Origin of the sequence: Actinoplanes sp. M2I2 (assembly GCF_023544445.1) — a bacterium.
GTDB lineage: Bacteria > Actinomycetota > Actinomycetes > Mycobacteriales > Micromonosporaceae > Actinoplanes.
On the sequence record NZ_JALPVJ010000008.1, the window covers coordinates 394,381 to 411,500 of the forward strand.

A 17,120-nucleotide genomic window follows, 5' to 3' on the forward strand; every position below is an offset into this window, starting at 1 on the left:
GTCGAGAAAGCTTCCGAGCCCTACTGCTTCGACACCATGTGCCTCGCGCACTTCGCGCGCGCGGAGCGGCTCGACGTCCTGCGTGATCTTCTGCTCGGGCGGGAATGCTGGACCACGACTGTGTCCTGGCCGAGCTGCGCCAAGGCGTCGGTGCCTATCCGCTGCTGGCCGACGCCCTGGAGCTCGAGTGGTTACAGATCGCCAACCTGGAAGCACTCGACGAACTCCGCTGTTTCGTGAAGTGGGCAGGTCTGATCGGTTCCCGGGAAAGAGACCTCGGTGAAGCCAGCGTCCTGGCCGCCGCGGAGCTACGCGCCGGTATCGCCATCACCGACGATCGTGATGCCACAGTTGTTGCGCGTCATCATGGGGCAAAGGTCCACGGAACCATCTGGCATCTGGCCCAAGGTTGCCGGAACGGCAAGCTGACTCGCATCGGAGCGGGAAGCATTGTCGACGCGCTGCGAACGACCGGTGCTCGCCTGCCCTGCACCGGTAGAGAGTTTCCCGCCTATGCGACGGAGCATGGGTTGATGACTCCGGTTGACCACGGCTGAGTTGGCCGTCGTCGGGGTCGGTCGGGGTGACCGGTAGCGTCGGCTCGATGGTGCCGTCGTCCGTTCTTGCTGTGCTCGCCGAGCTTGCCCCGGCCGGTGGTGACCGGGTGCTGGACGTGGGGCGCGGTGGGCAGCCGGTCGTGTGGCTGGCGGACGCCGAGCGGGCGCCGCGGCGGAAAGAGGTCGACCGGCTCGCGGCGATCGGGGCGTTGCACCGCGAGGAGCGGCCGTTGCGCCGGGGCTGGGGCTTTCTGGCCGGGCGCACCGAGATCGACGGGAAGCAGCGCAAGATCCGGGTGCCGCTGCTCAGCCAGCCGGTGCAGCTCGAGCGCGGGCTGCTGGGCTATCGGGTCGTGCCGGCCGGGGACGTCGAGATCACGCCGCTGATCGAGGATCGGGGGCTGGCCGCCGCGCTGGAGGCGGCGCCGGGTCTGGCCGGGCCCGGGTGGCTCGAGGCCACCGGCAGCCGGGCCTGGTTGTGGTCGGCGGCGCAGGCGACCGGGTTGCCGGTGGACGCGGTGGCGAGCGACCGGCGGTCGCCGGGTGACCGGGTCGTTCTCGTGCCGGAGGCCGCGCTCTTCGTGGTCCGCGATGTCTTCGGCGCGGGGCTCGCGGACAGCCTGCGCAGCTGGGCCGCGCGGGATCTGTCGGGCACCGCCCTGGCCGCGCTCTACGACTCCCGGGACGAGGGGAGCGGGAAAGCCGGGCGCCGCGGTGCGCCGGGCGGGCCCGTGCTGTCGCCCTTGCCGTTGAGTCAGGCGCAGGCCGAGGTGGTCGCCCGGGTCCGGGACGCGCCGATCACGGTGGTGTCGGGTCCGCCGGGCAACGGGAAGAGCCACACCGTCGTCGCGGCGGCCCTCGAGGTCGTGCACCGGGGCGGGTCGGTGCTGGTCGCGACGCAGTCGCCGCACGCGGCCGAGGTGCTGGCCCGGCTGCTGGAACGCTATCCGGGGCCCGTACCGGTGCTCTTCGGCGACGCCGGCCGCCGCGAGAGCCTGGCCGCCGACCTGACGGCGGGGCTGGACGAGGGCGCGTCCGACGACGACCTGCGGGCGGACGCCGAGGCCGTCCGGCGGGCGCACGACGCCGTACGGGACATCCGCGCCGGGCTGACCGCCGCGCTCGACCTCGAGGATCGGGCGGCCGAGCTGCCCGAGTGGCAACCTCGCCTCACCGCGCTGGCCGCGGACGTGCCGGGTGCCTTCACCGGACGGGCCCGGCCGGCCCGGCTGGGGTGGTGGGCCCGGCGACGGCTGGGCGTGCGCAAAGGCGTACCGCCGGAAAGGGTGACCGATGCCTTCGCGGCGGCGACCGCGCAGCGGGCCGCGGCCCGTCTGGCCGCGACCGGCGGCACCGACCTGGAGTCGCAGTGGCGGGCGCTCGACGACGCCGAGGAGAAGCTGGCGGCGGCCGTCGGCGCGGCCATGCGGCGGGCCGCCCGCAGCCGTGAGCGGTGGGACCGCGCAGCCCGGCGGGGTGCAGCCGACCTGGCCACCGCGTTGCGAGCCGGCCGCAACCGTCGTCGCGAGCTGCTCGCCGGTCTGCGGGCCGAGCCCTTGGTACGCGCTCTCCCGCTCTGGATCGGCACGGTGGCCGACGTCGAGGATCTGTTGCCGGCCATGCCCGGCCTGTTCGACCTCGTCGTGCTCGACGAGGCGTCCCATGTGGACCAGGTGCGGGCGGCGCCGGTGCTGGCCCGGGCGTGCCGGGCGATGGTCGTCGGCGATCCGCGGCAGTTGCGGTTCGTCTCGTTCGTGAGCGACGTCGACGTCGCCGAGGTGCTGCGCCGGCACGGGGCCGACGAGCGGCTCGACGTGCGCCGGGTGAGCGCGTACGACCTGGCCGCCGGGGCCGCGCCGGCGACCTGGCTGGCCGAGCATCACCGCAGCGTGCCGCACCTCATCGGGTTCGCGGCCGGGCGCTTCTACGGCGATCGGATCGAGGTCCTCACCCGGACGCCGGCCACGGAGCGGGCCGACGCGATCGACATCGTGCGGGTGGCCGACGAGCTCCCGGCCGTCCTCAAGATCGTCGAGGAGGAGGCCGCGGCCGGCACCCTGGGGATCGGCGTGATCACACCGTTCCGCCCGCAGGCCGACGCGCTCGAGGCCGCGCTGGTCGAGGCCTACCCGGTGGAGCGGATCGAGGAGCTCGGGCTGCGCACCGGCACGGTGCACGCGTTCCAGGGCAGCGAGGCCGACGTCGTCATCGTCTCGCTGGGGCTGCTGCCGGGGGACCCGCCGGCCCGCCGCCGCTTCGTCGCCGACCCCAACCTGTTCACCGTCATGGTCACCCGGGCGCGGCGGCGGCTCGTCGTGGTGACCACCCTCGACCAGGCCGACGGATTGATCGGCGACTTCTTCCGGTACGCCGACGCGCCGCCCGGGATGTCCGGCGAGAAGCCGCCGACCGGCTGGGCGGCCGAGCTCGCGGCCGAGCTGAGCCGGCTCGACGTGGAGGTCCGGCCCGGGTACGCGGTGGGCCGCTGGACAATCGACCTCTGCATCGGCCCGCCCGGCAACGCGGTCGGCGTCCTGTGCGGACCGCACCCGGACGGCCCGGAGGCGCACCTGGCCCGGCAGCGGGCCCTCACCCAGAAGGGCTGGCGCCTGCGTGACGGCTTCGCCAGCCGGTGGTCCGGCGACCCGCGACGGGCGGCCCTGGAACTGGCGAGCGACCTGGGACGTGGCCGAACCTAGGGCGCGTGGCCACGCCGCCGGCCGGACGGCGACCCGCTTCAGGTGCGCCGGGGCAGCTCGTGCAGCGTCACCTCGGTCAGCTTGCCCGACTCGACGACGGCCGTCTGATAGGTGGCGAACGGCTGCCGGCGCCGGTCGGTCGGTGACCCGGGGTTGAGCAGCCGCAGACCCGAGGCCGCCGTCGTGTCCCAGGGGATGTGCGAGTGCCCGAAGACGAGCAGGTCGGCATCGGGGAAGCGGGCCGCGCACCGCTCGGTGCGACCGGTGGACGCCCCGGTCTCGTGCACCACCGCCAGTCGCAGCCCGTCCAGTTCGGCGTACGCGATCTCGGGAAGACGGGCCCGCAGCGCCGCCCCGTCGTTGTTGCCGTAGCACGCGATCAGCCGCCGCGACCGTGCCTCGAAGGCGTCCAGCGCGGCCTCGTCCACCCAGTCCCCGGCGTGCACCACGACGTCGGCGGCGTCGATCGCCGCCCACAGTGGCGGTGGCAGATCACGGGCGCGCTTGGGCAGGTGGGTGTCGCTCGTGAGGACCAGCCGCATCGGTCCAGGATAGGAAACAATCTTTCGGGAAGCGCTCTCCGGACCAAGATCGACCGAATTGCCGGGCATGCCGTTTGTGCTGAACTGCGCCGGAACCGGTTCCGAGATCGGTGTTATCGGGCTCCGCCTCGGCGGTGCCGACGATGGTCGTACAGCATCGACCAGGTCTTATGCCCGAACGGGCAACACGCCGGGCCGGAGCTTTGTGACAACCGCAAGTCCTTCGAAGTTCCGGAACCGTGTTCATCTATGGACAGCTGATGAACGCATCCTTAGCGTCGGTCCCGGGGGAGCGCTCTCCCTCGCTGCGAGGAGAGATCGGTCTTCCCTAGGGCGCAAGAGTCCCCCTTGCGCATCCCCGCCCAAGGAGAAGCAATGACCATCCCCGTCTCCTCCGCACCCGAGCGGAGACGCTCCCCCTGGCGCCTCGCCGCGATCAGCGGCCTGGTCGCCACCGTCGTCGCGGGTTACGCCGCTGCCACCGCCGTCGGCGCCAGCGCCGCGGAAACTCTGCTGTCCCAGGGCAAGCCGGCCACGGCGTCGTCCACCGAGGCCGCCGGCGCCTACGCCGCGGCCGAAGCCGTCGACGGCAACGCCGGCACCCGCTGGGCCTCGGCGTTCAGCGACCCGCAGTGGCTGCAGGTCGACCTGGGCAGCTCGCAGGCGATCAATCGCGTCGAGCTCAACTGGGAGACCGCCGCGGCCAAGGCGTTCCAGATCCAGGTCTCGGACAACGCGAGCAGCTGGACCAGCATCTACTCGACCACCACGTCGGCCGGGGGCAACCAGTCCCTCACGGTCAACGGCACCGGGCGCTACGTGCGGATGTACGGCACCCAGCGCACCACCGGCTACGGCTACTCGCTCTGGGAGTTCAAGGTCTACGGCGGCACCACGACCACTCCGCCCACCACTCCGCCGCCGACCACGCCGCCGCCCACCGGGGATCCCGTCCCCGCCGGTGGCAGCCTCGGCGCCAACGTGGTGGTCTTCGACCCGTCGATGTCCAGCGCGAGCATCCAGGCGCGGGCCGACCAGATCTTCCAGCAGCAGGAGAAGGCGCAGTTCGGCACCGGGCGCTACGTGCTGGCGTTCAAGCCGGGCACCTACAACGGCCTGAACATCCAGGTCGGCTTCTACACCTCGGTCGTCGGCCTCGGGCAGAACCCGCAGGACGTACGGATCAACGGTGACATCACCGTCGACGCCGGCTGGTTCCAGGGCAACGCCACCCAGAACTTCTGGCGCAGCACCGAGAACGTGTCGGTCTACCCGGTGAACGGGGCCAACCGCTGGGCCGTCTCGCAGGCCGCCCCGTTCCGCCGCATGGACATCCACGGCGATCTGAACCTGGCCCCCAACGGGTACGGCTGGGCGTCCGGCGGCTACATCTCGGACTCCCGGATCACCGGCACCGAGGGCCAGTACTCGCAGCAGCAGTGGTTCACCCGCAACAGCACGATCGGCTCGAACAGCAACGCGGTGTGGAACCAGACGTTCGTCGGTGTGCAGGGCGCCCCGGCGGCCAGCTACCCGACCCCGCCGTACACGGTCATCCCGAACACCCCGGTGATCCGGGAGAAGCCGTACCTCTACCAGACCGGTGGCGACTACGCGGTCTTCGTGCCCAGCCTGCAGACCAACGTGACCGGCGCGACCTGGCTCAACGGCAACACCCCGGGTACGAGCATCCCGCTCAGCCAGTTCTACGTGGCCAAGCCCGGTGACAGCGCCGCGCGGATCAACCAGGCGCTGGCCCAGGGCCTCAACCTGATCTTCCAGCCCGGCATCTACCACATCAACCAGACGATCAACGTGAACCGGGCGAACACCGTGGTCCTCGGCCTCGGCTACGCCACGATCATCCCGGACAACGGCGTCACCGCCATGCAGGTGGCCGACGTGGACGGGGTGAAGCTCGCCGGCCTGCTCTTCGACGCGGGCACCACCAACTCGCCCAACCTGCTGGTCATGGGCCCCAACGGCTCGGCGGCCAACCACGCCGGCAACCCGTCGACGGTCCAGGACGTGTTCTTCCGGATCGGCGGCTACATCGCCGGCAAGGCCACGAACAGCCTGCTCGTCAACAGCAACAACGTGATCATCGACCACATCTGGGCCTGGCGGGCCGACCACGGCAACGCCGGCACCTACGGCTGGACGATCAACACGGCCGACAGCGGCCTGATCGTCAACGGCAACAACGTGACCGCGTACGGCCTGTTCGTCGAGCACTACCAGAAGACCGAGGTCCTCTGGAACGGCAACGGCGGCCGCACCTACTTCCTGCAGAACGAGCAGCCGTACGACCCGCCGTCCAACGCCGCGTGGCGCAGCGACGGCGTCCTCGGCTACCCGGCCTACAAGGTGGCCGACAGCGTGCAGACCCACGAGGCGTGGGCGATGGGCAGCTACGCCTTCTTCCAGGACAACCCGGCGGTGCACTCGGCCAACGGTTTCCAGGCCCCGACCCACGGCGGCGTGAAGTTCCACAACATCTTCACGATCTCACTGGCCTCGGGCACGATCGACCACGTGGTCAACAACATCGGCGCTCCGGCTCAGGCCAGCAACGTCGTACCGTCCACAGTGACCAACTTCCCGTGACCGATCCTTCCTGAACGACGCGACGCCGCGGGCCTGTCCCGCGGCGTCGCCCTTTTCACGGCGCGGCCACCTGCCACAAGGAACTGACCGGCATGGCCCGAAGTTTGGGACCGAACGGCAGCGTCGACGTGCCGGTATACAGGACGATCCCGGCGATGAAGTCCTCTCCGAGGCGATCGCTCAACCGGCGTAGTCCGCGGAAGTCGTCCGCTCGCACCGTCGAGGCGGCCTTCACCTCGATCCCGACGACTTGCCCGGATCGGCTTTCCCGTACGGCGTCGACCTCGTATCGGTCTCGATCTCGGTAGTGGGACAAGTCGGCCCGCTGCCTCGACCACGTGAGCTGACGAGCCAGTTCGGAGATCACGAACGACTCGAGCAGGGGTCCGAACGGCGCTCCCGGTCTCAGTAGTCCAGCAAACTTTCGATCTGCGAGGGGTGACGCTTTCGATTTGCGGGCCTACCGACTTTCGATTTGCGGGCTTCGGTTCTTTCGATTTGCGGGCGGGTGCGCCTGACATCTGCGGACTGGCTGAAGACGATCGGGCGTGGCGTCGGGGGAGTCGCTGCTTCGGAGGTCACAGCTCCCCGGAACCTCGCGGGATCAGGGTCGTGGGGATTCTGATCTCGCGGGGTGGGCCGGCGTAGCCGTCGATGCGCTCGAAAAGGGCCGCGGCGGCGGTGCGGCCCATCCGGACCGGGTCCTGGGCGATCACGGTCACCGGCGGGTCGAGCAGGTCGGCCAGGGGGAAGTCGTCAAAGCCGACGAGGGCCACCGAGTGTTCGCGGCCGAGGCGGCGCAGGGCCCGGACGGCCCCGATGGTGACCATGCTCTGCGTGGTGAACAGAGCCGTCGGCGGATTCGGGCCGCGCAGCAGACCGACGGCGGCCCTCTCGGCGTCGGTCGGATCGTGCAGATCGTGCACCGCCGGGCCGGGGGTGCGGCCGAGCGCGCGCAGGTAGCCGCGATGACGTTCGCGGGTGGTGGACAGCAGCCGGCGGCCACCCAGGTAGCCGATGCGCCGGTGGCCCTGGGCGATCAGGTGGCGTACGCCGCCGGCCGCCCCGGAGACGTTGGTCGAGACCACGGAATCGCCCCTGATCCCGGCCGGGACGCGATCGACGAAGACGACCGGCATGCCCGCGTACGCCCGGAGGTGTCCCAGGTCGCCGCCGGTCGGAGCGAGGATCAGGCCGTCCGTCTGGCGCTCCGCCAAGGCCTCGGCGAGCGCGTGTTCCCGTACCGGATCCTGGTCGAGGCTGCCGGTGAGCACGTGGATGCCGCGGGCACGGGCCTGGTCCTCGACGGCCCGGTGCAGCGCGGCCGAGAAGGGGTGGGACACGTCGTCGAGGAGCACGCCGATCGTCCGGGTGCGACGGTCGTTGCGGCGCAGCATGCTCGCGCCGAGGTGTGGCCGGTAGTCCAGGGACTCGACCGCGGCGTGCACCTTCGCGACCAGGTCGGGCGCCACGGTCGTCTCTCCGTTGACCACCCGCGACACCGTCTTGAGACTGACCCCGGCGGTGCGGGCGACGTCGTTCATGGTGGGCCGCTGAGGCGTCATGCATCAACCTCCGTCGATGTTGATCACTCAATGCAACATCTTGGAAACCCATTGTTGACACGCGGTGACTACGAGCGTCTACTGCCAGACAACGTTGTCTCTCAATTTCTGCTAAATCGGTTTGGAGGGGATCATGCGCGATCCCACCATGTCCCGGGCCGGAAGGATGGTGGCCGCCGGCTGCGTGCTGACCCTGGCGCTGGGCTCGGCCGCCGCCTGCAACAGAGGCTCGGGGGAGGACATCGTCGGGCTGATCACCAAGACCGACACGAACCCGTTCTTCGTCCAGATGAGAGAGGGCGCCCAGGGCGCCGCCACGTCGCAGGGTGTCGAGCTGCAGAGCTTCGCCGGCAAGCAGGACGGGGACAACGAGGCCCAGGTCCAGGCCATCGAGAACCTCATGTCCTTCGGAGCCAAGGGCTTCTTGATCACGCCGAACGACTCGAAGGCGATCGTGCCCTCGATCGACAAGGCGCACGAGCTCGACATGCTGGTGATCGCGCTGGACACGCCGGTCGATCCGCCCGACGCCGCCGACGCCACCTTCGCCACCGACAACTACCAGGCCGGCAAGCTGATCGGGCAGTGGGCCAAGGCCAAGTTCGAGAAGGACGGCAAACAGGCGAAGATCGCCATGCTCGATCTCAACGCCAACCAGGTCTCCGTCGACGTCAAACGCGACCAGGGCTTCCTCGACGGCTTCGGCATCGATGTCGGCGATCCCAACCGCATCGGCGACGAGAACGACCCGCGGATCGCCGGTCACGACGTCACCGACGGCGCCGAGGAGGGCGGCCGGACCGCCATGGAGAACCTGCTCCAGAAGGACGCGACGATCAACCTGGTCTACACGATCAACGAGCCCGCGGCGGCCGGTGCCTACGAGGCGCTCAAGTCGGCCGGGCGCGAGAGGGACACCGTCATCGTCTCGATCGACGGCGGCTGCCCGGGTGTCGACAACGTCTCCAAGGGCGTCATCGGCGCCACCTCGATGCAGTTCCCGCTCAAGATGGCCCAGCTCGGCGTCGAGGCCATCGCGCGGTTCGCCCAGGACGGCACCAAGCCGCAGGCGACCGAGGGCAAGGACTTCGTCGACACCGGAACGGACCTGATCACCGACGACCCGCAGGCCGGCGTGGAGTCCAAGGACTCCGCGTGGGGCAAGCAGAACTGCTGGGGCTGACCAATGGCGACCGCTACCGCTGACTTCGACGTACAGAAGAACGACTCGCTCGGCCTGCGCCTCCAACACCTCCTGCACGCCAACCCGATCCTCGGGCCGCTGGCCGTGCTGCTCGTCGCGATCATCGCCTTCTCCATCGTCAACGGGCGGTTCTTCACGGCGACGAACCTCTCGCTCGTCCTCCAACAGGTCACCGTGATCGCCACGCTCGCGCTCGGGCAGACGCTGATCATCCTGACCGCCGGCATCGACCTGTCGGCCGGCGCGATCGCCGTCTTCTCGTCGATCCTGATGGCGACGTTCTGCGTCGACGTGGGCGTGCCCGGCGTGATCGCGCTCCTGCTCGGCTTCGCCTGCGGCACCGCCATGGGGGCGATCAACGGCTTCCTGGTGACCCGCATCAAACTTCCACCGTTCATCGTCACGCTGGGCACGCTGACCATCTTCTTCTCGCTCAACGCGGTGGTCAGCAACAGCGAGACGGTGCGCGGCTCGGACATGCCCTCGATCATGACCTGGACCGGCCAGTCGATCCCGATCGGCAACTTCCGGCTCACGTACGGGTCGATCATCATGTTGCTGCTGTTCGGCTTCTTCTTCTACGCCCTCAGCCGCACCGCCTGGGGCAAGCACGTCTACGCGACCGGGGACGACGCCGAGGCCGCGCGCCTCGCCGGCATCCGCACCAACCGCGTGCTGTTCTCGGTCTACACCGTGGCCGGCCTGCTCTACGCGATCGGCGGCTGGATCCTGATCGGCCGGCTCGCCTCGGCCAGCCCCAACGTGGGCGTCGAGTACAACCTGGACTCGATCACCGCCGTCGTGCTCGGCGGCACCAGCCTCTTCGGCGGCCGGGGCGCCGTGATCGGCACGCTGATCGGCGCGCTGATCGTCGGCGTGTTCCGCAACGGGCTGCAGCTGGGTGGGGTCGAGGTGGTCTGGCAGGGCTTCGCGATCGGCCTGCTGGTGCTCATCGCCGTGTCGCTCGACCAGTGGATCAGGAAGGTGAAGACATGACCGACTGCACCGAGCGGCAACCAGCCGCACCGCTGGACGGCCTCGCAGGCGAGGGCCAGGAGTGCATGTCCAGGGAGGCTCAGGCATGAGCTCGGAAACGGACGTCAACCCGGCGAGCCCGCGGCACGCCGCCGACCAGACACCGGTCCTGCAGGCCAAGGGGCTGGTCAAGAAGTACGGGCGGGTCGTCGCGATCGACGGCAGCGACCTCGAGCTGTACCCCGGCGAGATCCTCGCGGTCATCGGGGACAACGGCGCCGGCAAATCCAGCCTGATCAAGGCCTTGTCGGGCGCGCTGGTGCCGGACAGCGGCGAGATCTTCCTGGACGGGCAACGGGTCCAATTCCGTACGCCCATGGACGCGCGCTCCGCCGGCATCGAGACCGTCTATCAGACCCTGGCCGTCGCGCCCGGCCTCGACATCGCCGACAACCTGTTCCTGGGCCGGGAGCAGCGCCGCCCCGGACCGCTGGGCTCGGTCTTCCGCATGCTCGACCGGGCGCACATGCGCTCGGAGGCCAAGCGGCACATGAGCGAGCTGGGCGTGGCCACCCTGCAGAACATCGGCCAGGCCGTCGAGTCGCTCTCCGGTGGTCAGCGGCAGGCGGTGGCGGTGGCCCGGTCGGCCGCGTTCGGCAGCAAGGTGGTGATCCTCGACGAGCCGACCGCGGCGCTGGGCGTCAAGGAGGGCAACCGGGTGCTCCAGCTGATCCGCGACGTGCGCGACCGCGGCCTGCCGGTGATCCTGATCAGTCACAACATGCCGCACGTGTTCGAGATCGCCGACCGCATCCACATCCAGCGGCTGGGTCGCCGGGCCACGGTCATCACGCCGAGGAGTCACTCGATGAGCGAGGCGGTGGCGATCATGACCGGCGCCGCCGAGCCACCCCCGCACACCGCCTGACCACTACTTCTTCTTGCCCTTGCCGTCCGAGAACATCTGACCGAGCATGAGGTCGTCGCGCTCCGCGGCGGCCTCACGCACGCTCTTGGGCTCCTTGACGGCCACCTTCCAGAAGAGGGCCACGAGCACGGCCATCCAGGCCCACCACGGCACGCCCGAGGACGGCCCGAACAGCGCGCTGGTCACGTCGTACGCGGTCTCGAGGTACTGATCCATCCTTGGCTCCTCGTCGTCCCATCGTCTCGTCGGGGAAGTCGGCCCCCAGGATCGGCCGCGGAGTGCCGGGGCTGAGCGATTCGGCCGGACTTCGTAGAGTTCCGGGCATGCGAGCTATGACCTGGAACGTGTGGTGGCGCTTCGGCGGCGCCTGGCGCGAGCGCGAACCCGCGATCGCCGATGTGCTCAAGGAGCTCGACCCGGACGTGGTGGGTCTCGTCGAGACCTGGTCCGGTGACGGCCTCACCCAGCCCCAACTGCTCGCCGACGACCTGGGCGACCGGCACGCGGCCTTCGCGCCCACCTCGTTGCCGCCCCGGCCCGAGCCGCCCGAATATCCGTCGCAGGCCGGGATCGAGGTCGGGCTGGGACTGATCAGCCGCTGGCCGATCCGGGACACCGAGGTTCACGACCTGCCGCACGAGCAACGTCCGGGTCCGGCGCCGACGGCGCTGCTGGCCACCCTCGACCATCCGCGCGGCCCGCTGCACGTCATCGTCACCTGCATCGAGTGGGAGCCCGCGTACGCCGCCGACCAGCTCGCCCAGAGCCGGGCGCTGGCCGCGCTGGCCACGGACCCGCGCCTGGACGGCGACCTCCCGGTGCTGCTGCTGGGCGACCTCAACGCCGACGTGAGCCAGCCCGATCTGGCGCCGCTCCTCGCGGTGCTGACCGACACCTGGTCATTGGCCGGCGGCGACCCCGGCGCGGTGACGCTGAGCTCGGCCCTGCTCGAGGCGCCCCTCGAGGCGACCAAGCAGATCGACCGCCGGATCGACCACATCCTGACCCGGCCCGGCCGGGCCGGCGCGGATCTCACCGCCCGGAAGGCCTTCCTGGCCGGCACCCAGGCGATCAACAGCCGGCACCCGTCCGACCACTTCGCCGTGGTGGTCGACCTCGACGTCTGAGCCGCGGTTTTCTCAGCCGCGGTTTCTCAGCTGCGATTCCTGAGCCGCGGTTTCTCAGCTGCGATTCCTGAGCCGCGGTTTCTCAGCTGCGATTCCTGAGCCGCGGTTTCTCAGCTGCGATTCCTGAGCCGCGGCGACGGCCACCGGCAGCGTCTTCTCCGGTGGCCGTCCGTCGCCGGGTCGGTCAGGCGCCCCAGCCGGCCTGGGTGCCGCCCACGCGGTCGGCGACGATCTTCTCCTGATAACCGCTGCGGCGGTACGCGCCGACCGGGTCGGGGTCGAGGCCGGCGTCGGCGCGGACCTCGGCCAGCAGCGGGCGCACGTCGGTGTTGTAGGCGTCCATCAGCACCGCGTTGGCCTCGAGGACGTCGCCGGACTGCTGCGCCCGGCCGAGCGCGTCCCGGTCGACCAGCAGCGCCTTGGCCGTGGCCTCCTGGATGTTGAGCACCGAGCGGATGATGGCCGGGATCTTCTGCTCGATGTTGTGGCACTGGTCGAGCATGAAGTTGATCCCGTACGCCGGGTCGAGCGCGCCGCCACGAACGATCTCGTACATGATCCGGAACAGCTGGAACGGGTCGGCCGCGCCGGCCATCAGGTCGTCGTCGGCGTAGAAGCGGCTGTTGAAGTCGAACGCGCCGAGTCTTCCCTGCCGCAACAGGAAGGCCACGATGAACTCGATGTTCGTGCCGGGCGCGTGGTGGCCGGTGTCGATGCAGACCGTGGCCCGCTCGCCCAGCTCGACGCAGTGCGCGTACGACGTGCCCCAGTCCGGGACGTCGGTGGCGTAGAAGGCCGGCTCGAACAGCTTGTACTCGAGCAGAATCCGCTGGTCGCCGGTGAGCCGGTCGTACGCCTCGCGCAGCGCCGCCGCCAGCCTGTCCTGCCGGCTCCGCAGATCGTCCTGCCCGGGGTAGTTGATGCCGTCGGAGAACCACAGCTTGAGGTCGCGCGACCCGGTGCGGTCCATGATGTCGATCGCCTCGAGCAGGTGATCGGTGGCCTTGCGCCGGATGCCCGGGTCGGGGTTGGTGACCGAGCCGAGCTTGTAGTCGTCGTCCTGGAAGACGTTGGTGTTGATCGCGCCGATCCCGACACCTTCCGAGGCCGCGTACGCGGTGAGAGCCGCATAGTCGTCGACCCGGTCCCACGGGATGTGCAGCGCCACGGTCGGCGCCACGCCGGTGAGGCGGTGCACCACCGCGGCGTCCGCGATCTTCTCCTGGGGGGTGCGCGGCACGCCCGGCTGGGCGAACACCTTGAAGCGGGTGCCCGAGTTGGCGAAGGCCCACGACGGGGTCTCGATGCGCTGTGCCGCCAAGGCGCGCTTGACGGCGGCGAGGTCGGTCATGAGGTCTCCTGAGAAATCTCGGAAAGGTGGAAAACCTCGGTGAGCAGCGGGAAACCCTCGTCGTTGGGCCCGCCGCCGACGAAGAACTCCGCCATTTCCGCTTGCCACCGGGTGTTGACGTCCAGCGCCGCCATTGCCGCCTGGGACGCCTCGAGATCGTCCGCCTCGACGTAGCCGATCAGCAGCCCGTCGGTGCGGAGAAAGAGGGAGTAGTCGCGCCAGCCGGTGGCCCGGAGTGCGTCCTGCATCTCGGGCCACACGGTCTGGTGCCGCTCCACGTACTCCGCCATCCGCTCGGGGCGGACCTGGAGGGAGAAGCAATAGCGCATCCGCGTACGACCTCAGAAGTTGAACTGGTCGATGTTGGCCTTGGTGAACTCGGTCGGCGGGCCGAGCACGATCTCGCCGTCCGCGCCGATCGTGTACTCGCCGAGCTTGCCCGCCTTGAACTTCTCGCCCGGCGCGCCGGTGATCTGACCGGAGGCCATCGCGGCGCCGGCGAAGGCGGCCAGGTAGCCGATGTCGGCCGGGTTCCACAGCGCGAACTTGGCGACCGTGCCGTCCTTGACGTACTCGCGCATCTGGTTGGGCAGGCCCAGACCGGTCACCGCGACCTTGCCCTTGTAGCTGGACGAGGAGATGTAGCGCGCGGCCGCGGCGATGCCGACGGTGGTCGGCGCGACGATGACCTTGAGGTTCGGGTACGACTGCAGCAGGCCCTGAGCCTCCTGGAAGGACTTCTGGTCGTCGTCGTTGCCGTACGCGACCTTGACCAGCTTGAGCTTGGCGTAGTCGGGCTTGGCCAGCTCCTTCTTCATGACGTCGATCCACGAGTTCTGGTTCGTGGCGTTCGGCGTGGCCGAGAGGACGGCGATCTCACCGCCGTCGGCGCCGGCCTGCTCGAGCGCCATCTTGGCCAGCGACTCGCCGATGCCCTGGGTGGTGGCCTGGTTGATGAAAGCGTCGCGGCAGTCCTTGCTGGCGTCCGAGTCGAACGTGATGACCTTGATCTTGGCCGCGCGAGCCTGGTTGAGCGACGGGCAGACCGCGTTCGGGTCGTTCGCCGCGACCACGATGACGTCCTGCTGCTGCTGGATCAGCGTGTTGATGTAGGACACCTGCGACGAGGCGGACGCGTCGTTCGGGCCGACCAGCTTGTACTCGCCCTTGAGCTCGTCGACGGCGACCTTGCCGCCGCCGGTCTCGACGTCGGAGTACGGGTTGTTCAGCTGCTTGGGCAGGAAGGCGATCTTCAGGCCCTCCTTGATCGCCGCGTTCGGGTCGGCGGCCGCGGAGGCCTGCCCGCCGGCGGCGGTGTCGTTGGACGCGCTGTCCTTGGTGGTGCCGCCGCAGGCGCTCAGCCCGATGACGAGAAGTGCGGCTGAGCCTACGGAAAGTAGTGTGCGGGGGGAGCGAAGCACGGCGTACTCCATTCTCTTCGTTCTCGGTTATCGCGCAGCCGCGGCTCGGCGCAGCTTGCGGCGTTGCCAGTTGCCGCGTACGGCGGTGGTGATGTTGGGAAGCAGGACGGAGAGCACGAGCAGCGAGCCCGTGACGATGTTGAGCGCCTGCCCGGAGACGTCCTCCAGGCGCAACGCGTTCTGCAGCGCGGTCAGCAGCACCACACCGGCGAGCACGCCGGGCAGGCTGCCCTTGCCGCCGAAGATCGACACGCCGCCCAGCAGGACGGCCGCGACGACGGCGAGTTCGAGACCCGAACCGTTGTCGGCCCGGGCGCTGGAGTAGCGCAGGGTCCACAGCACACCGACCAGGCCGGCCACCGCGCCACTGCCGACGTACAGCCAGAACTTGGTCCGGGCCACCCGGATGCCGGAGAAATGCGCCGCCTGGGCGTTCGCGCCGATGGCGTAGAGCGAGCGCCCGAACGGGGTCGCGTGCTGCACGACCCCGAAGACGAGGGCCAGCGCGACGATCAGGATCAGGACGTTGGGAACGGCGCCGCCGCCGATCGTGCCGGTGACCCAACCGGTGTAGTTCCACGGGAAGTCGGCGACCGCGCCGTCACCCAGGACGACGAAGGCGAGGCCGCGGTACAGCGCCAGCGTGCCGATCGTGACGGCCAGCGACGGCAGGCCCAGCCCGGTGATCAGGAAGCCGTTGACCACCCCGCAGACCGCGCCGATCAGCACGCAGATCGGGATGATCGTCTCGATCGACAGGCCCTGGTTCCACAACCAGCCCATCATCGAGCTGGTCAGGCCGAGCGTGCTGGCCACCGAGAGGTCGATCTCGCCCGTCACGATGATCATGGTCATCGGCAGCGCGATCAGGATGATCGGCAGCAGGTCGAGCACCATGAAGGTGAAGTTCCGGCTCGTCCCGAAGTTGTCCACGGTGACCGAGGCGATCAGCAGCACCAGCGCGGTGAGCACCAAAATGATGCTGTCCCAGCTGGTCAGCCGGCTCTTGATCGCGCCCGCGCGATCCGGGCGCCGGTCGAGGTCGATCCCGCCCGGCGCGTCGCTCCGGCGCAGCGTCTCAGACATGCGCGTCCCTCTTTCGCAGCGAGCGGGCGATCCGCACCGCGACCAGGCGGTCCGCGCAGATGGCCAGGATGATCAGCGCACCGACGATGGCCTGCTGCCAGAACTGGTTGATGTCGAGCACCGCCAGGGCGCTGCCGATCACCGTGAGCAGCAGAGCGCCCAGGGCGGCGCCCCACACCGAGCCGCTGCCGCCGAAGACCGCCACCCCGCCGACCACCACCGCGGCCACCACGTTGAGCTCGTAGCCGGTGCCGGCGGCCGCGTCGACCGTGCCGAACCGGGCCGCGTAGAGCACGCCGGCCAGACCGGCCAGCGCGCCACTGAGCACGAACGCGCCGAGCAGGTTGCGGGCGACCTTGATGCCGGCCAGCTCGGCCGCGGCGGGGCTCGACCCCATCGCGTACAGCTCCCGGCCGACCCGGTAGTTGCGCATCAGGACCGACCCGGCGCCGACCACGATCACCGCGATCAGCACCAGCCACGGGATGCCCAGCAGGCTGTCGTTGGCGAAGGTCAGGAAGTGCCGGGGCAACTCGTCGGCGTTGACCTGCGAGCCGCCGGCCCACGAGTACGTGATGCCGCGATAGATGTAGAGCGTGCCCAGGGTGACCACGAGCGCGGGCACCTTGCCGTAGCGCACCAGCACGCCGTTGATCAGGCCGGCGACCGCGCCGACGGCCAGGCCGACGAGGATCGCGACGGCCATCGGCAGGCCCGGGTGGTCGCTCATCAGCGTGGCCACGGCGAAGGCGCTGATGCCGAGCACCGAGCCCACACTCAGGTCGATGTTCCGGGTGATCACCACGACGGCCTGGCCGGTGGCCATGACGGCCAGGATCGCCGTGTTGAGCAGGTTGTCGCGGATGCTCTGTCCGGAGAGGAACCGGGGATTGTCGATCGCCGTGTACGCGACCAGCAGCGCGAGCGCCAGCACGATGCCGAGCTCACGCGTCTTGAGCAGGTTGCCGAGACGCTTCGGGGCCGGAGCGCCCAGAGGCGCGTCGGCCGGCGCGGACCGATCAGACGTGACAGTCACGCTGAGCCCCCGGTTCCGGTGC

The 17,120-nt window shown here is 69.9% G+C and carries 15 protein-coding genes and 1 pseudogene; 7 read left to right on the top strand and 9 right to left on the bottom strand.

What is annotated here, in order from left to right; translation table 11 throughout:
* Window positions 1–104 precede the first annotated feature (104 nt).
* The gene (locus HJC40_RS18875; RefSeq protein WP_250002421.1) at window positions 105–557 is read left to right on the top strand and encodes a hypothetical protein; all 453 of its coding nucleotides are present in this window, start codon (window positions 105–107) and stop codon (window positions 555–557) included.
* Between the two features lie 47 nt (window positions 558–604).
* Window positions 605–3,256, top strand: coding sequence for an AAA domain-containing protein (locus tag HJC40_RS18880; protein ID WP_250002422.1), 2,652 nt, complete (start codon window positions 605–607; stop codon window positions 3,254–3,256).
* Between the two features lie 38 nt (window positions 3,257–3,294).
* Here HJC40_RS18880 and HJC40_RS18885 read toward each other — a convergent pair whose 3' ends face one another.
* Window positions 3,295–3,798 (bottom strand): metallophosphoesterase, encoded by a 504-nt coding sequence (locus HJC40_RS18885; RefSeq protein ID WP_250002423.1) that lies wholly within the window; start codon window positions 3,796–3,798, stop codon window positions 3,295–3,297.
* Window positions 3,799–4,173: 375 nt separating this feature from the next.
* Between HJC40_RS18885 and HJC40_RS18890 the strand changes: the two genes are divergently transcribed.
* On the top strand, window positions 4,174–6,405 hold the full coding sequence (locus tag HJC40_RS18890) for a discoidin domain-containing protein (protein WP_250002424.1): 2,232 nt from the start codon (window positions 4,174–4,176) through the stop codon (window positions 6,403–6,405).
* Between the two features lie 55 nt (window positions 6,406–6,460).
* On the opposite strand, the pseudogene HJC40_RS45320 reads toward HJC40_RS18890, so the two are convergent.
* Window positions 6,461–6,817 (bottom strand): annotated as a pseudogene (locus HJC40_RS45320) (DUF4143 domain-containing protein); the annotation flags it as partial.
* A 166-nt stretch (window positions 6,818–6,983) separates the two neighbouring features.
* Entirely contained in the window at window positions 6,984–7,970 is a 987-nt protein-coding gene (locus HJC40_RS18905; RefSeq protein ID WP_250002425.1) for a LacI family DNA-binding transcriptional regulator, read from the bottom strand.
* Window positions 7,971–8,103: 133 nt separating this feature from the next.
* On the opposite strand from HJC40_RS18905, the gene HJC40_RS18910 reads away from it, so the two are divergent.
* From HJC40_RS18910 to HJC40_RS18920, 3 genes are all read left to right on the top strand, one after another.
* On the top strand, window positions 8,104–9,153 hold the full coding sequence (locus HJC40_RS18910) for a sugar ABC transporter substrate-binding protein (protein WP_250002426.1): 1,050 nt from the start codon (window positions 8,104–8,106) through the stop codon (window positions 9,151–9,153).
* Between the two features lie 3 nt (window positions 9,154–9,156).
* Window positions 9,157–10,170, top strand: a complete 1,014-nt coding sequence (locus HJC40_RS18915; protein WP_250002427.1) for an ABC transporter permease — start codon at window positions 9,157–9,159, stop codon at window positions 10,168–10,170.
* An 85-nt stretch (window positions 10,171–10,255) separates the two neighbouring features.
* On the top strand, window positions 10,256–11,077 hold the full coding sequence (locus HJC40_RS18920) for an ATP-binding cassette domain-containing protein (protein ID WP_250002428.1): 822 nt from the start codon (window positions 10,256–10,258) through the stop codon (window positions 11,075–11,077).
* A gap of 3 nt (window positions 11,078–11,080) precedes the next feature.
* On the opposite strand, the gene HJC40_RS18925 is transcribed toward HJC40_RS18920, so the two are convergent.
* Window positions 11,081–11,293: a hypothetical protein gene (locus HJC40_RS18925; protein ID WP_250002429.1), complete on the bottom strand. Its 213-nt coding sequence runs from the start codon at window positions 11,291–11,293 to the stop codon at window positions 11,081–11,083.
* A gap of 107 nt (window positions 11,294–11,400) precedes the next feature.
* Between HJC40_RS18925 and HJC40_RS18930 the strand changes: the two genes are divergently transcribed.
* A complete protein-coding gene (locus tag HJC40_RS18930; protein ID WP_250002430.1) occupies window positions 11,401–12,204 on the top strand; it encodes an endonuclease/exonuclease/phosphatase family protein in 804 nt (267 codons plus the stop codon).
* Between the two features lie 184 nt (window positions 12,205–12,388).
* Here the strand turns inward: HJC40_RS18930 and rhaI are convergent, their stop codons facing one another.
* From rhaI to HJC40_RS18955, 5 genes are read right to left on the bottom strand one after another with little or no spacing between them, the layout of a single operon-like run.
* Window positions 12,389–13,555, bottom strand: a complete 1,167-nt coding sequence (gene rhaI, locus HJC40_RS18935) for an L-rhamnose isomerase (protein ID WP_250002431.1) — start codon at window positions 13,553–13,555, stop codon at window positions 12,389–12,391.
* Complete coding sequence (locus HJC40_RS18940) at window positions 13,552–13,884, bottom strand: L-rhamnose mutarotase (protein WP_284043337.1); 333 nt, start codon at window positions 13,882–13,884, stop codon at window positions 13,552–13,554. The genes rhaI and HJC40_RS18940 overlap by 4 nt, the downstream gene beginning before the upstream one ends.
* Window positions 13,885–13,896: 12 nt before the next feature.
* Entirely contained in the window at window positions 13,897–14,976 is a 1,080-nt protein-coding gene (gene rhaS / locus HJC40_RS18945; protein WP_250002433.1) for a rhamnose ABC transporter substrate-binding protein, read from the bottom strand.
* Between the two features lie 27 nt (window positions 14,977–15,003).
* Window positions 15,004–16,062 (bottom strand): ABC transporter permease, encoded by a 1,059-nt coding sequence (locus HJC40_RS18950; RefSeq protein ID WP_250002434.1) that lies wholly within the window; start codon window positions 16,060–16,062, stop codon window positions 15,004–15,006.
* Window positions 16,055–17,098 carry an ABC transporter permease gene (locus HJC40_RS18955; protein WP_250002435.1) on the bottom strand — a complete coding sequence of 348 codons (1,044 nt, stop codon included), beginning with the start codon at window positions 17,096–17,098 and terminating at the stop codon, window positions 16,055–16,057. The genes HJC40_RS18950 and HJC40_RS18955 overlap by 8 nt, the downstream gene beginning before the upstream one ends.
* Window positions 17,099–17,120 lie beyond the last annotated feature (22 nt).

What these genes read in the sequence shown, in the direction of transcription:
- HJC40_RS18880 (WP_250002422.1), top strand. Translation starts at nt 605, where the DNA reads ATGGTGCCGTCGTCCGTTCTTGCTGTGCTCGCCGAGCTTGCCCCGGCC.
- HJC40_RS18920 (WP_250002428.1), top strand. Translation starts at nt 10,256, where the DNA reads ATGAGCTCGGAAACGGACGTCAACCCGGCGAGCCCGCGGCACGCCGCC.
- HJC40_RS18925 (WP_250002429.1), bottom strand. Translation starts at nt 11,293, where the DNA reads ATGGATCAGTACCTCGAGACCGCGTACGACGTGACCAGCGCGCTGTTC.
- HJC40_RS18875 (WP_250002421.1), top strand. Translation starts at nt 105, where the DNA reads ATGCTGGACCACGACTGTGTCCTGGCCGAGCTGCGCCAAGGCGTCGGT.
- HJC40_RS18940 (WP_284043337.1), bottom strand. Translation starts at nt 13,884, where the DNA reads ATGCGCTATTGCTTCTCCCTCCAGGTCCGCCCCGAGCGGATGGCGGAG.
- HJC40_RS18885 (WP_250002423.1), bottom strand. Translation starts at nt 3,798, where the DNA reads ATGCGGCTGGTCCTCACGAGCGACACCCACCTGCCCAAGCGCGCCCGT.
- HJC40_RS18905 (WP_250002425.1), bottom strand. Translation starts at nt 7,970, where the DNA reads ATGACGCCTCAGCGGCCCACCATGAACGACGTCGCCCGCACCGCCGGG.
- HJC40_RS18950 (WP_250002434.1), bottom strand. Translation starts at nt 16,062, where the DNA reads ATGTCTGAGACGCTGCGCCGGAGCGACGCGCCGGGCGGGATCGACCTC.
- HJC40_RS18915 (WP_250002427.1), top strand. Translation starts at nt 9,157, where the DNA reads ATGGCGACCGCTACCGCTGACTTCGACGTACAGAAGAACGACTCGCTC.
- rhaI (WP_250002431.1), bottom strand. Translation starts at nt 13,555, where the DNA reads ATGACCGACCTCGCCGCCGTCAAGCGCGCCTTGGCGGCACAGCGCATC.
- HJC40_RS18930 (WP_250002430.1), top strand. Translation starts at nt 11,401, where the DNA reads ATGCGAGCTATGACCTGGAACGTGTGGTGGCGCTTCGGCGGCGCCTGG.
- HJC40_RS18890 (WP_250002424.1), top strand. Translation starts at nt 4,174, where the DNA reads ATGACCATCCCCGTCTCCTCCGCACCCGAGCGGAGACGCTCCCCCTGG.
- HJC40_RS18910 (WP_250002426.1), top strand. Translation starts at nt 8,104, where the DNA reads ATGCGCGATCCCACCATGTCCCGGGCCGGAAGGATGGTGGCCGCCGGC.